The sequence below is a fragment of the Stenotrophomonas sp. YJH_SMC_138 genome (genome assembly GCF_059369855.1).
Window position 1 is genome coordinate 52,492 of record NZ_JCAFTB010000011.1, and the last position, 12,576, is coordinate 65,067.

Genomic DNA, 12,576 nt, shown 5'->3' on the forward strand with positions numbered 1-12,576 from the left:
GTCGCCTCCTCAGTGGCCGTGCTCGGCTTCGCCCTTGGCCAGCTCGGCCTTGAGCAGGAAGGCATTGGCACCGACGATGCGCTCGCTGCCGGTCAGCCCAGCGAGGATCTCGATGCGGTCACCGGCACGGCGCCCGGCCAGCACCGGCTGCGCCTTGAAGCCACCTTCGACGGCGACAAACACCGCGCTGCTGCCATCAACGTTCTGCACTGCATCGGCCGGGACGCTGAGCGAACCGTCCTGGCCTTCGGTGACCACCACGGCCGAGACCGGCGAACCGGCCGGCGGCAGCGACGCATCCACCGGGGTGGCGCGGATCACCGCGACGCCGCCCTGCTGGCGCACATCGGCGGCCGAACCGGTGACGGTGGCGGTGAAGCTGCCACCCGGCACGCTCACTTCCAGCGTCATGCCGGGCGTGACCTGTGCGGCCAGCGCCGGCGGTGCGGTGAACACCAGCTCGTTCATTGTCGGGTCGGCGACATCGGCGACTGCACTGCCGGCGGCGACTACACCGCCCGGAGTGACCTGCACGTTGCCGACGATGCCGGCCACCGGGCTGGTGATGCGCACGCGGCCACTGGCATCGGGCGCACCGTTGGCAGCGGCCTGGGCCTGCGCGGCAGCGGCCTGGGCCTGTGCCGCCAGCGACCGTGCGCGCGAGGCTTCCATCTCCTGGCGGGCGACCACGCCCTGGTCGACCAGCGCCTTGTCGCGACCATAGGCCAGGCGCGCGGCCTCGGCTTCGGCCGAGGCGGCCAGCGCATTGGCGCGGAACACCGCCGCTTCGCCGCTGACCACGATGGCCAGTGCCTGGTTCTGCTTCACCGCGGTGCCCGGTGCGACCAGCACGCGTTCGACGCGGCCGGTCACGGTCGAGGCCACCGAGGCGCGTGCACCGACCGACGGTTCGACCCGGCCGGACAGGCGCGTGGAGCTACCGCCACCACGACCGACCGCGACCACTTCGATACCGGACGCCTTGATCTGCTCAGGAGTCAGCTGCACGACACCCTCATCGCCATCGGCGGGCGCCTTTGTGGATTCGGCCTTGGCCTCCTTGCTGTCGGCGGCATGGCCGTGGCCATCGTCGGTGCCGGCCTTGGCCGCAGCCGGGTCTTCATTGGCAGGTGTCTGCGCGTTGCCAGCGCAGCCGGCCAGCAGCGCGGCCAGCAGCACGCCGCCGATCAGCGGGAAAGTACGGGAGAGCGTCATGGGACCTCCACAAAAGGTGCGCGCCCTTCAAGGCGGGCAAGATCGATTTCCGCGCCGACGCGCGACAGGCGCGCATCCACGGCGATGCCGCGGGCGGCGATGAGGGCGCTGCGCGTGCTGCGCAGTTCCAGCTGCGAGATGCGCCCGGCGTCGAAGCCGATGCGGGCCAGGCGATACGCCTCTTCGGCGGCGACCACGCTTTCATCGGCGGCGCGGGTACGGCTGCCGGCGGCCTTCAAACCGGCCACCGCGGAGAGGCGTGCCGCCTCGCTGTCGCGGCGCTGCTGGTCCAGGCGTGCCTCGGCCGCGCGCTGGTCGGCATTGGCGGCGCGTATGCCCCCGCGGTTGCGGTCGAACAGCGGGATGCTGAGGCTGACCCCGAGGTTGTAGGCGCGCTCGCCCCCCTCGCGGAAGCGGGTCTGCGCGGCAGTGACGCTCAGGTCGGGCAGGGCGCGCTTGCGCTCCACGTCGACCAGCTTGCCCGCCGCATCCGCTTCGGCTTCGGCGATGCGCACCGCCAGCGCGGTATCGGTGGCACCGCGTGGCAACGGCGGCGCGCGGTCGAGCAGGCTGTCGCCGATCGACTGCACCGGCGCATCCAGCAGCGCGGCACCGGCCAGGCGGGCCAGCGCGGCATCGCGGAAGGCCTGCGCCTCATCCAGCGCGGCGCTGGCGTTGGCGACTTCGCTCTGCGCCTGCACGGCGCGCAGCTGCGGCTCGCGGCCCTGCTTGACCATCGCGTTGACCGCGTTGGCGTCAGCGCGGGTGAGGCTCAGTGCTTCTTCGGCCAGGGTGTAGCGGCGCAGTGCACTTTCCGCCTGTGCATAGACCACCGCCAGCTGGCTGGCCACGTCGCTGCGGCTTTGGGCACCACGCAGGTTGGCGGCCTGTGCCTCGGCACGGGCGGCACGGACACGCGCGCCACGCTGGCCCCAGACCTCCAGCGGCTGGGACAGGGTGAGCACGGTATCGGCCTTGCCCATGCCGCCATAGGAGCCGGTGCCCCAGGCGTTTTCGGCGGAGTAAGAGAGGGAAGGGTTGGGCAACGCACGGGCCTGGTCGGCGCGCGCGTCGGCGGCCTCGGCCAGCGCCGCACCCACGCGGGTGCCGGGCAGCTGGTCCAGGCGTTCAAGCAGGGTGTCGTAGGAAGGGGCGGCTTGCGCCATCACCGATGCCGCCGGGGCCAGGCCCAGCAACACGGCGACGACCCGCCCGGCCGCACGCAGCGGCCGACGTGTCAGGGTCGACATGAAGAATTTCCGGAGGTGAGGGGAACCGAAGCCCGCGAATGCGGGACGCGCTCAACTCACGCCCGGGGAGGACGCGTCAGTTCATCCTGGGCGACCGCATAGGTCGCCGCGTCGCCGGCATTCATCCAGCGCGCCGGAAGCGGCGCACCGAAGGCGGCGAAGGTACTGGCCGGCAGGCTCAGATTGGAGTGGTGGCAGTGGTTGTGGCCACAGGCACCGACGTGCTTGCCGTCGGCATCGCCATCGGCATCCGGTGCGGACTCCACATGCACCGTGCTGGCGTGCGGTTCCACCGTGCAGGCCAGCGCGTCGGCCACCGGCACGACCACGAATGCCGCCATCAGCAGCATCAGCAGGGTCGAACGGAGGTGGCGGGTGATCCAGCGCATGGACGGCAGGCTAGCAAGCGGTTTTCGCCGGATACAATATCAATGGACGCTTCGGGAATTCGTCGGAATCTCCCGTTCAGCTGGGCCGGGCGCGGGGTCGGATCCCTTTCCTCCGGAAAGGGCTCTGACCCCACCACATCGTTCGGGTGCGCCGCGCACATGTGCTCTGGTAGGTGTCGACCTTGGTCGACACGCTTTTCGACCCCACCGCGTTGCCGGCCAGCGGCCGGCACTACCCGTGTCACGGCAGCTTCGCGATCACCTTGATCTCGAACTGGAACCCGTACAGCCAGGTCACGCCGATACCGGTCAGGGTCGGGTGCGGCGCCTCGCCCCAATACTCCGGCACGATTGCCCAGGCCTTCTCAAAGTTCTTCTCTGGATCGACCAGGAACACGGTCACGTCGATCACGTCATCGAACGTGCAGCCGGCAGCAGCCAACACCGCATTGAGATTCTCGAAAGCGCGGCGCACCTGCGTTTCGAAGTCTGGCTCGGGCGAGCCGTCCTCACGGCTGCCGACCTGGCCGGATACGAACAGGAAGCCGTTGGAACGGATCGCAGGCGAGTAGCGGTTGCGCTCGTACAGGGCCTGGCGGCCGGCGGGGAAAACGACATCACGCTGTGACATGGGGAAGATCCCGTGGGAGAGAACGCCATCCTCCCCGTCAGCGCTGTCTGGATAAACCGCGATGATCGGCCTAGATTGATTGTCAATTCCAAACAATCATGGCCCGCCATGGACCGTTTCGAGGCGATGCGGGCCTTTGCCCGGGTGGTGGAAACCGGCAGCTTCACCCGCGCCGCGCAGACCCTGCAGATCAGCCGCACCACGGCCACCCAGCTGGTGCAGCAGCTGGAGGCGCACCTGCGGCTGCGCCTGCTCAACCGCACCACGCGCCGGGTCAGTGTGACCGCTGACGGCGCGGCCTACTACCCGCGCATCGCCCGCCTGCTGGCCGAGCTGGAAGAAGTGGAGGGCGGGCTGGGCGACGCGGCCACCCAGCCGCGCGGGCGGCTGCGCGTGGATGTGCCCGGGCCCTACGCGCGGCTGCGGCTGGTGCCGGCGCTGCCGGACTTCCAGGCGCGCTACCCGGAGATCCAGCTGGACATCGGCGTGAGTGACCGCGAAGTCGATGTCATCGCCGACAACGTCGACTGCGTGATCCGGGGTGGCACCCCGGCCGACCCGGCGCTGGTAGCGCGGCCGCTGGCGGCGCTGCCGATCGGCTTCCACGCCAGCCCCGGCTATGTGCAGCGTTTCGGGTTGCCGACCGATCCGCGCGCGCTGCAAGGGCCCGATCACCACATGGTTGGCTTCCTCAGCCCGCGCAGTGGCCGCGCACGCGTGTTCATTGCACAGCGCGGCGATGAACGCGTTGAAGTGCAGGGCCGCTATACGGTCGGCTTCGATGATGGAAACGCCTATCTGGCCGCTGCGTTGGCGGGGTTGGGCGTGGTGGCGCTGCCCAGCTACATGGCCGAGCCGCACGTGGCGCGCGGCGAGCTGTTGCCGGTGTTGCCGGACTGGCAGCTGCCGCCGATGCCGATGCATGTGATGTTCCCGCCGAACCGGCACATGAGCCAGCGGCTGCGGGTGTTCATCGATTGGGTGGTGGAAGCGCTGGGGTGACGCTGCACACCACCCCCGATTGCTGATGGCGACTAGAGCTCCACGAACTCGTAACTGATTGGTAGGCCGAACTGAGCGCGTATGCGCTCAAAGAAGTCCTTGTCTTCTCCTACCAATGGCCGACGCCCCACGATGACCAATGAAGGCTCCAGATCGTGCGTCCGTCTCGGGTGATACGCGTACTCGAGGAGCTGGCCGAGCGCCTGACGTATCGCGCTCAATGGTCTGAGGTCTGATTTGACCTCATAGAGTATGAGCTTGTCATCCGTTCGAAGCTTGACGTCAATGAAGTCTTCCTCAAAGGCGATATCCGCACCGGGATAGCGAAGTTTCAAGCGAGCTTCCAAAAGCCGTTGCATCTTCTGATGTTCTGGAGAGTAGGTGGCCATTCCAGCTTGGAGCTTACGCTGCCGTTCACCGGAGTCCGGGAGTTCGGGTACACCCTTACGTCCTGCCCATCTTGCAGGCTTTTCGGGAAGCGGTGTCTCCACTCCATACAGCGAATAGCGCGTCAAACGATGTGCAGGGTGCCAGCTGGGAATTGGATTGCCAGCGTCGATACGCCTTACGTTCGTCGTCCGGAAACGTATGTTGAGTATCTGCTCGGGAAGGTCAGGATCGAGCGCGGCAGCGTAGCCGTTTGCGTCCTCCACCTCTTGTTTCATTGTGGCAAGCCATCCATTTTTGACATAGGCCTCAACTGCATCTGCTGATTGCTGATCGCTTAGAACCTCCACGTCTCGGATCTCGCACACCATTGACCGACCTTGTGACGAAAGAACGAAGAGCTCGAGGTCAAATGCCTCGCCTCGCTTGAGCAGACGCTTCCTGCTGCGATTCACACCTTGAACAAACGCGTATCGCCAGCCACCGAGCTGCCATTCGTCGCGAAAAAGCCAGTCTTCATGGCCGAAGCCGTACTCGCTCCGATAGCTTGATCCGCTCTCAGTCACATCATGTGCGCCTGCCGGTCTACGCCACCCCATGCTGTTGTGGGCAATCCGGGCTGTGTAGCGATTGCTGGCCTTCGTTCGCCCCTGCACTGGGACCTCATCGAAAACACAGCGCTCGATTTCTTCATAGAGGGGCAGGATATTCACTAGCGTCGCGACGGCGCGCTGCACTGCCGATTCGTTCACGCCGGCTGGACCCACATACTCTTTGACGCCAAAGAATATGAAGTTGCCATTGATCACTTCGCTGGCCGGTATTGGCCCGGCAGGAAGTCTGGCCTCACTCCCGTCTCCACGATGAATCCAGATTTCGTAAGCAGACAATGACGGCATCCCAGGAAGGATGCTGTTGAACGCATCAATACGGCTGGCTAGCTGCTTTGTCGGATCCGGTAGGCTCTGTCCGGGCTGCAAGCCGAACGCAACGCCGTAGCGGAAAAGGTCACCTTTCTCAAAACCAATGTTGAACTGAAGCTCCTCCCGGCCTCCTCGATGGAATACATAGTTCAAGGCCTCGCCTGCCTTGGGGAAGAGCCCCCCGTGGTTGTTACCTCTTCCCCTTACCTGTCGGCGGATGCTGTAGAAGTCGGCAAGCCGGGTATCCTCCAGCGCTTGGTTCAGTCGTTGTCTCACTTCCTCGATTGTGTTCATCGTTTCCCCTGTCCCTGTATGGAAGGCTGAATATAGTGGTATAGAGCAGGTCGCTGATACACCAACGCCTGCGTATCAGACTTGGACCAGGCCTCACCATCGTGGCAATGACCGGACTTGTAGCGCCGAGCCAACGCTCGGCTGCTTCTGGCTCCAACGCTCAAGGCCTGCGCCTAGCGCGTGAGCCGAGCACGGGCTCGGCTCTACAGTGGGGAGCTTCCTGCTGCAGGCATGCGAAAATCATCGCGGCACGCAACAGGAAACAGCCTCACGCATGAGTCGCATCGTCGCACTGGATACCGAAACCACCGGCATCTCCCACCGCCTGGGGCACCGGGTGATCGAAATCGGTGCCGTCGAACTGATCGATGGCCAGCTCACCGGCCGCCAGTTCCACACCTACCTGCAGCCGCAGCGCAGGGTCGACTGGGGCGCACAGCGCGTGCACGGCATCAGTGATGCGATGCTGGTGGGCAAGCCGCTGTTCTCCAGCAAGGCCGCCGAACTGCTGGACTTCCTGCGCGGCAGCGAGATGGTCGCGCACAACGCCACCTTCGATGTGGGCTTCCTGGACAACGAGCTGCGTCTGTCCGGTATTCCTGGCACGCTGGCCCAGCATTGCCGCATCACCTGTAGCCTGAAGCTGGCGCGCGGGCGCTGGCCCGGCCAGGGCAACAAGCTGGACGATGTGCTGCAGCGCCTGCGCATTCCCAGCCAGCGCGGCCTGCACGGCGCGCTCAAGGATGCCCATCTGCTGGCGCAGGTGATCCCGCACCTGCGCTGAGGCCTGGCCGCTGTTACACCGGCCGTAACCAGCGCTCGATCATCGCCACGCCACAGGCCACCCCGTCCTCATGGCCCATCGCCACGCCCAGGGCCGCCGCGCGTGCGCGTGTTGCGTCGGTTTCAACGAAGATGATGGCTGCCGCCAGCGTTGCTGCATCCAGTCGCTTCGGTGACAACGGTGGCGGTGCCACGCCCAACCGATACAGGCGATCGGCCCAGAAGAACTGATCCGCGGCGAACGGCATCACCAGCGAGGGAATGCCGGCGCGGCAGGCCGAATGCGTGGTGCCGCTGCCACCATGGTGGATGGCGAGTGCGCAATGCGGGAACAGTGCTTCGTGTGGCGTCGGGCCGAGCACGAACACATCTGCTGGCAGCGCACCCGTCGGCAATCCGGCCCACCCTGGAAACAGCAGCACCCGGCGCGGTGCCAGCGCCTGCAGCAGGGCCGGCAGCACGCGCTCGCGATCGAATCCGGTCATGCTGCCAAAGCCCAGATAGACCGGCGGCGGCCCGGCATCGAGGAAGGCCTGCAGATCGGCTGGCGGCGTCCAGGGCGCATCAGGAAGCCGCCATTGGCCACAGGCGATGTGGTCGGCCGGCCAGTCCGCCGGTGGCGGCAGCAGCTGCGGCGAGATGCCATAGAGCATCGGCAGGCCGGACCACAGCGCGCGACGCGGCGATTGCCCCAGTTGCTGGCGTGCCGCGTTGATCGGCCGACGGAACTGGCGCCAGATCAGGCCGTTGACCCACCCGTAGCTGGCCCGGTTCAACCAGCCCGGCGAGCGTCCGGGTGGCAGGAACGGAGAGCGGAAGGCCCGCGTCGGGGTCAGCGGAATCATGCCGGTGCCGATGACCGGCAGACCCCGACGTTCGCCCACGCTCATGCCGACAAGGGCCGCCAGTCCGCCGGTCAGAATCGCATCGCAGCCTTCGGCGGCGGCATCGGCCTGGCGCATCCAGCCGCTGACATGCTGCAGCGCCATCCGTGCCAGACCGGTACTGGCGGCGGCAACACCGTTGCCCCGCGAGACAAGGGCGACCACTTCGTCATGGATGTCACCCTCAAGGGCCGCGTGGGGCACATCCAGGGCCTGCGCGCTGCCCAGGGTGCCGCCATCGGCCAGCAGTGTCACCGCGTGGCCTGCGCTGATCAGCCCATGGCAGAGCATGGCGAGCGGACGCGTATCGCCTTCGGTTCCGTAGGTCAGGGCCAGCAGCCGCATGGAAAGCTCCGCAGTGATCCGGGCCAGTATGCCGGTTGGCGAAGTCCCCCCGGCCCCGCCGGTCCAGTCCCCGCCTGTGGGTAACTTGCGCAAGTGCTTGAACCCGTGCATAATGCGCGGCTCGCTGTGTCCGGTTTTCTACCGGGCGGCGCTCCCGGGAGCACGTCCCCGGCCGCCCAACGCCAGCGTAACCCTTTGATTCTCTTGACGTGTGGTGGGCAACCATCGAGGCCGCCGTCGCCCGGGCTACGGGCTGACAACTACTACTATCGAGGTGCGCAATGTCCCGCGTATGCCAGGTTTCCGGCAAGCGAGTGCAGACGGGTAACAACGTCTCGCACGCCAACAACAAGACCCGTCGTCGTTTCCTGCCGAATCTGCACGAGCGCCGTTTCTGGGTGGCCAGCGAGAACCGCTGGGTCAAGCTTCGTGTTTCCGCGCATGCACTGCGCACCATCGACAAGAACGGCATCGATTCCGTTCTGGCTGAGCTGCGTGCGCGCGGCGAAAAGGTCTGAGGAGTAAAGCATCATGGCAGGCAAGCGCGATAAGGTCCGTATGATTTCCTCGGCCGGTACCGGCCACTTCTACACGACCGACAAGAACAAGAAGAACACCCCGGGGAAGATGGAATTCCTGAAGTACGATCCGGTCGTGCGCAAGCACGTCCTGTACAAGGAAGGCAAGATCAAGTAATCCGCACGGATTGCTGGTCCCCGCGAAGAAACCCGCCCTTGTGGCGGGTTTTTTCATGCCCTGCGTTTACCTAGCGGATACCGACCGTTCCGATGCTGCTGTGGTGGTGGTGGGTGCCCACCGTTGGTCGGCACTGGGCAGTCCCTGCGCACGCTGTCGCCAATGGCGCCATGCCTGGAGCGAAGGGCCGAATGCGATAAGTGATTGTTCCTACCGGTTCCGGCGCCTCGCACGGTTCAAATCGATTGGAACGACGGGCGTGGCCGTGCCCATGATGGCAAGCCGCTGCGGTTGCAGCGGTCGGGCTTGCAATCCCGTCGAATCGGTAGCCAGTAAACTCGCCCGCCGTTGCCGGAAAAACTCCGCCGACGGCGGGCGACCCATCTGCCTCTTTGGCGGACGGTGCGTGGGGGCCTCGCGCCCGCCGGTTTGGTGGCTACCGTTCCCGGTATTGCAACCACGCATCGTCCGCCACCTTCACGGTGGCCAGATCCGTTGAAGGAGGTTGCATGAACACCCCGTCACACTGGCAGGACCTGGAACTGGGCTGGCTGCGCCTGCAGCGCATGCTGCAAGGGATCGAGGGCATGGCGCTGCTGCTGTGCGACCACCACCTGGCACTGGCCAACGGCGCGCCGTCGCCGCTGCCGGAGGCGCAGCTGGAGCGGGCCGCGCAGGCCATTGCCTGCATGGCGCTCAACGGCCGTCGCCATGCCGACGCGGTGCGGCAGCTGTGCGAGGTGCCGGTGCGGCATTGAGCCATCCTGTAGCGCCGAGCCCACGCTCGGCTGCTGTGCGGTCGGACCGGAAGGCCGTCGAGCGCGGCTCGACTCCACAAGGGCCGGTGGGCAGAATGGCCCATCACCTCCCGACGGGCGACACGATGCTGTTCGAGTGGTTGCTGGGTTCGTACCTGCTGCTGATCGACTGGCTGATCCGGCTGGTTGCACTGTGCTGGATCCCCACCCGCACCACGCCGGGGGCGGCGCGCAGCTGGCTGCTGCTGGTCGGCTTCGTGCCGCTGCTGGGCCTGCCGCTGTACCTGCTGTTCGGCCACCCATGGCTGTCGCGCGAGCGCATCCGCCGCCAGGCCGAGGCCTCGCAGGTCATCCGCGAGGAACAGGCGCTGCAGCATCGCCTGCGCTGGACACCGCAGCCGGACACCGCCAGCGCCGAGATCGTGCCGCTGGTGCAGCGCCAGGGCGACTTCATGCCGGTGCACGGCAACGCCGTCGATCTGCTGACCGACTACGACGAATCACTGCACACGCTGATCGCCGACATCGACCAGGCCGAAGACCGCGTGCACCTGCTGTACTACCTGATGTTCGACGACGCGGTGGGCGAGGCGATCGTCGAGGCCCTGCAGCGTGCGGCTGCACGTGGCGTGCAGTGCCGCGTGCTGCTCGACGCGGTGGGCGCCAAGCGCGGCCTGCGTGCCTATCGCAAGCGCCTGCAGGCGCGCGACATCGAAGTGCGCGCGATGCTGCCCGGTGGCCTGCGCTGGCGCCGCAGCGGGCGCATGGACCTGCGCAACCATCGCAAGATCGCGGTGATCGACAACGAAGTGGCCTATGTCGGTTCGCAGAACCTGGCCGGCCCGCAGTTCGTGCCCGGCCACCCGAACCGCGAGCTGGTGGCGCGCGTGCGCGGCCCGGCGGTGGCGCATCTGGAAGCGGTGTTCGCCAGCGACTGGTACATGGAAACCGGCCAGCGCCTGGACGTGATCGCCGATGTGCCCGAGTGCAGCGACGACATCGCCACCCAGTTGCTGCCCAGCGGCCCCGCCTATCCCTACAGCAACGCACGCGATGCGGTGGCGGCGCTGATCCACCTGGCGCGGCGCCGGCTGGTGATGGTCACCCCGTATTTCGTGCCCGACGAAGCCACGCTCAGCGCCTTGCGCATTGCGGCCTTGTCCGGCGTGCAGGTGCAGCTGATCCTGTCGGCCAGCAACAACCAGCGGCTGACGTCGTGGGCGCAGGAGGCCTACTACGACGAGCTGCTGCGCTGTGGCGTGCGCATCGCGCTGTACGAGCCGCAGTTCCTGCATGCCAAGCACATGAGCGTGGACGAGGACATCGCCGTGCTCGGCTCGATCAACATGGACATCCGCTCGTTCGCGCTGAATGCCGAAATCGGCCTGGTCTGCTACGACCGCGCGCTGGTGCAGCAGCTGTGCGCGATCGAGGATGGCTACCTGCGCGAGTCGCGGCAGCTGGACCTGCAGCAGTGGCGCAGCCGTCCCACGTGGCGGCGCAGCCGCGAAGGCATCGCACGGCTGGCCGATGCGTTGATGTGAAACGGCGGCAACCGCCCGCTTCGGCAATCCGGCCCGTCATCGCTGATGGCCTACAATCGGCGCATGACTGATTCACCGCGTAATGGCGAACTGGACCTGGCAATCATCGGTGGTGGTGCGGCCGGGGTGCTGGTGGCGATCCAGGTGTTGCGCCAGGCCCAGGCGCCGTTGGCGCTGGCCATCTTCGAACCGGCTTCGCAGCTGGCGCAGGGCATCGCCTATGCCACGCCGTGGCCGGAGCACCTGCTGAACGTGCCGGCGGCGAAGATGAGTGCGTTTGCCGACCAGCCCGGCGATTTCCTCGACTACCTGATGGCCGCCAACGCCTACCCGGGCGAGGCGCGCGAGGTGCTGGGCGAGCGTTACGTGTGCCGCCACTACTTTGCAGCGTACCTGCAGCAGCGCCTGCAGGAGGCCGCCGCGGCCAGCCCGGCACAGCTGCAGGTGATCGTGCAGCCGGTACTGGGCCTGCAGCCGGATGACCACGGCTACCAGCTGGCACTCGGCGATGGCCAGACGCTGCACGCCGCACAGGCAGTGCTCGCCACCGGCAACAGCATGCGGCCGCTGCCGGTAGCCGGTGCCGAGGCACTGCCCGCCGATGACGTGATCGAGGCCTGGGACTACGACGGCGTACGCACCCTGGCCGGTGAGCAGGCCGTGGCCATCGTCGGCTCCGGCCTGAGCATGGCCGACACCGTGCTGGCGCTGGTTGCAGCCGGCCACACCGGCCCGCTGCATGTGATCTCGCGCCATGGCCTGCTGCCGCTGCCGCATGCGCATGGCGGCCTGCCCACGTTCGACCCGGCTGCGCTGCTGCCGATGAGCCTGCGCCAGCGCCTGCGCGCGTTGCGCGGGTTCGCGCGCCAGGCGCAGGCCGATGGTCTGCCGTGGCAGGGGGTGATGGACCGCATCCGTCCGCACGGGCAGGCACTGTGGTGCAGCCTCGACGCGGCCGACCAGCGCCGCTTCCTGCGCCATGTGGTGCGCTACTGGGACGTGCATCGCCACCGCATCGCCGAAGAGGTCGACGCACAGCTGCAGGCGCTGATCGAAAGCGGCCAACTGCGTATTCACCGGTCCCGCCTGCAACGCGTCGGCCGCGAAGGCGAAGCGCTGCGGCTTTCTGGCCGCGCTCCGTCTGGCAATGAACAGCACTGGACAATCGGCGGCGTGATCAACGCCACCGGCGTGGAAACCCGCGCCAGCGCGCTGCGCAATCCCTTGCTGCAGCAGCTGCAGAGCGATGGCCTGGCCCGCCCCGGCCCGCACGGGCTGGGTCTGGACAGCACGGTGCCGGGCGACCGCCTGCGTGCCGCCGGTGGCCAGCCGCAGGCGCGGCTGGGCGTACTCGGCAGCCTGCGCATCGGCAGCCTGTGGGAAAGCCTGGCGGTGCCTGAACTGCGTCAGCAGGCGCAGGCACTGGCCACCCAGGTGGTCGCAGGAGCCGCGACGGCGATGCCGTAAAATGGGGG

At 67.1% G+C, this 12,576-nt stretch carries 13 protein-coding genes; 7 read left to right on the top strand and 6 right to left on the bottom strand.

Annotated features, from left to right (window positions below; all coding sequences use genetic code 11):
• Positions 1–9: 9 nt before the first annotated feature.
• The 4 genes from AC5P7I_RS19160 to AC5P7I_RS19175 all read right to left on the bottom strand — a co-directional run bounded on the left by AC5P7I_RS19160 (position 10) and on the right by AC5P7I_RS19175 (position 3,485).
• On the bottom strand, positions 10–1,215 hold the full coding sequence (locus AC5P7I_RS19160; protein ID WP_262087748.1) for an efflux RND transporter periplasmic adaptor subunit: 1,206 nt from the start codon (positions 1,213–1,215) through the stop codon (positions 10–12).
• Entirely contained in the window at positions 1,212–2,465 is a 1,254-nt protein-coding gene (locus AC5P7I_RS19165; protein ID WP_262087749.1) for a TolC family protein, read from the bottom strand. Before AC5P7I_RS19165 ends, AC5P7I_RS19160 begins: the two co-directional genes overlap by 4 nt.
• 56 nt (positions 2,466–2,521) lie before the next feature.
• Positions 2,522–2,854, bottom strand: a complete 333-nt coding sequence (locus AC5P7I_RS19170; protein ID WP_014648874.1) for a hypothetical protein — start codon at positions 2,852–2,854, stop codon at positions 2,522–2,524.
• Positions 2,855–3,095: 241 nt separating this feature from the next.
• Positions 3,096–3,485, bottom strand: coding sequence for a RidA family protein (locus AC5P7I_RS19175; RefSeq protein WP_014648873.1), 390 nt, complete (start codon positions 3,483–3,485; stop codon positions 3,096–3,098).
• Positions 3,486–3,593: 108 nt separating this feature from the next.
• Here AC5P7I_RS19175 and AC5P7I_RS19180 point away from each other — a divergent pair, with 108 nt between their 5' ends.
• Positions 3,594–4,487 (top strand): LysR family transcriptional regulator, encoded by an 894-nt coding sequence (locus AC5P7I_RS19180; protein WP_014648872.1) that lies wholly within the window; start codon positions 3,594–3,596, stop codon positions 4,485–4,487.
• A gap of 32 nt (positions 4,488–4,519) precedes the next feature.
• On the opposite strand, the gene AC5P7I_RS19185 is transcribed toward AC5P7I_RS19180, so the two are convergent.
• The gene (locus AC5P7I_RS19185) at positions 4,520–6,091 is read right to left on the bottom strand and encodes a hypothetical protein (RefSeq protein WP_142235030.1); all 1,572 of its coding nucleotides are present in this window, start codon (positions 6,089–6,091) and stop codon (positions 4,520–4,522) included.
• Between the two features lie 274 nt (positions 6,092–6,365).
• Here AC5P7I_RS19185 and dnaQ point away from each other — a divergent pair, with 274 nt between their 5' ends.
• The gene (dnaQ, locus tag AC5P7I_RS19190; RefSeq protein WP_014648871.1) at positions 6,366–6,875 is read left to right on the top strand and encodes a DNA polymerase III subunit epsilon; all 510 of its coding nucleotides are present in this window, start codon (positions 6,366–6,368) and stop codon (positions 6,873–6,875) included.
• A 13-nt stretch (positions 6,876–6,888) separates the two neighbouring features.
• Here the strand turns inward: dnaQ and AC5P7I_RS19195 are convergent, their stop codons facing one another.
• Positions 6,889–8,103, bottom strand: a complete 1,215-nt coding sequence (locus AC5P7I_RS19195; RefSeq protein WP_262087750.1) for a glycosyltransferase — start codon at positions 8,101–8,103, stop codon at positions 6,889–6,891.
• Positions 8,104–8,384: 281 nt separating this feature from the next.
• On the opposite strand from AC5P7I_RS19195, the gene rpmB reads away from it, so the two are divergent.
• From rpmB to AC5P7I_RS19220, 5 genes are all read left to right on the top strand, one after another.
• Positions 8,385–8,621, top strand: a complete 237-nt coding sequence (gene rpmB / locus AC5P7I_RS19200; RefSeq protein ID WP_005411638.1) for a 50S ribosomal protein L28 — start codon at positions 8,385–8,387, stop codon at positions 8,619–8,621.
• A gap of 10 nt (positions 8,622–8,631) precedes the next feature.
• Positions 8,632–8,799: a 50S ribosomal protein L33 gene (rpmG, locus tag AC5P7I_RS19205; protein WP_169411268.1), complete on the top strand. Its 168-nt coding sequence runs from the start codon at positions 8,632–8,634 to the stop codon at positions 8,797–8,799.
• 509 nt (positions 8,800–9,308) lie between these two features.
• Positions 9,309–9,557, top strand: a complete 249-nt coding sequence (locus AC5P7I_RS19210; RefSeq protein WP_262087751.1) for a hypothetical protein — start codon at positions 9,309–9,311, stop codon at positions 9,555–9,557.
• A 125-nt stretch (positions 9,558–9,682) separates the two neighbouring features.
• Positions 9,683–11,101 (top strand): cardiolipin synthase, encoded by a 1,419-nt coding sequence (gene cls, locus AC5P7I_RS19215; protein ID WP_014648869.1) that lies wholly within the window; start codon positions 9,683–9,685, stop codon positions 11,099–11,101.
• 45 nt (positions 11,102–11,146) lie between these two features.
• Complete coding sequence (locus AC5P7I_RS19220) at positions 11,147–12,568, top strand: FAD/NAD(P)-binding protein (RefSeq protein WP_169411232.1); 1,422 nt, start codon at positions 11,147–11,149, stop codon at positions 12,566–12,568.
• Positions 12,569–12,576: the final 8 nt, after the last annotated feature.

What these genes read in the sequence shown, in the direction of transcription:
- AC5P7I_RS19160 (WP_262087748.1), bottom strand. Translation starts at nt 1,215, where the DNA reads ATGACGCTCTCCCGTACTTTCCCGCTGATCGGCGGCGTGCTGCTGGCC.
- AC5P7I_RS19165 (WP_262087749.1), bottom strand. Translation starts at nt 2,465, where the DNA reads ATGTCGACCCTGACACGTCGGCCGCTGCGTGCGGCCGGGCGGGTCGTC.
- AC5P7I_RS19170 (WP_014648874.1), bottom strand. Translation starts at nt 2,854, where the DNA reads ATGCGCTGGATCACCCGCCACCTCCGTTCGACCCTGCTGATGCTGCTG.
- AC5P7I_RS19175 (WP_014648873.1), bottom strand. Translation starts at nt 3,485, where the DNA reads ATGTCACAGCGTGATGTCGTTTTCCCCGCCGGCCGCCAGGCCCTGTAC.
- AC5P7I_RS19180 (WP_014648872.1), top strand. Translation starts at nt 3,594, where the DNA reads ATGGACCGTTTCGAGGCGATGCGGGCCTTTGCCCGGGTGGTGGAAACC.
- AC5P7I_RS19185 (WP_142235030.1), bottom strand. Translation starts at nt 6,091, where the DNA reads ATGAACACAATCGAGGAAGTGAGACAACGACTGAACCAAGCGCTGGAG.
- dnaQ (WP_014648871.1), top strand. Translation starts at nt 6,366, where the DNA reads ATGAGTCGCATCGTCGCACTGGATACCGAAACCACCGGCATCTCCCAC.
- AC5P7I_RS19195 (WP_262087750.1), bottom strand. Translation starts at nt 8,103, where the DNA reads ATGCGGCTGCTGGCCCTGACCTACGGAACCGAAGGCGATACGCGTCCG.
- rpmB (WP_005411638.1), top strand. Translation starts at nt 8,385, where the DNA reads ATGTCCCGCGTATGCCAGGTTTCCGGCAAGCGAGTGCAGACGGGTAAC.
- AC5P7I_RS19210 (WP_262087751.1), top strand. Translation starts at nt 9,309, where the DNA reads ATGAACACCCCGTCACACTGGCAGGACCTGGAACTGGGCTGGCTGCGC.
- cls (WP_014648869.1), top strand. Translation starts at nt 9,683, where the DNA reads ATGCTGTTCGAGTGGTTGCTGGGTTCGTACCTGCTGCTGATCGACTGG.
- AC5P7I_RS19220 (WP_169411232.1), top strand. Translation starts at nt 11,147, where the DNA reads ATGGCCTACAATCGGCGCATGACTGATTCACCGCGTAATGGCGAACTG.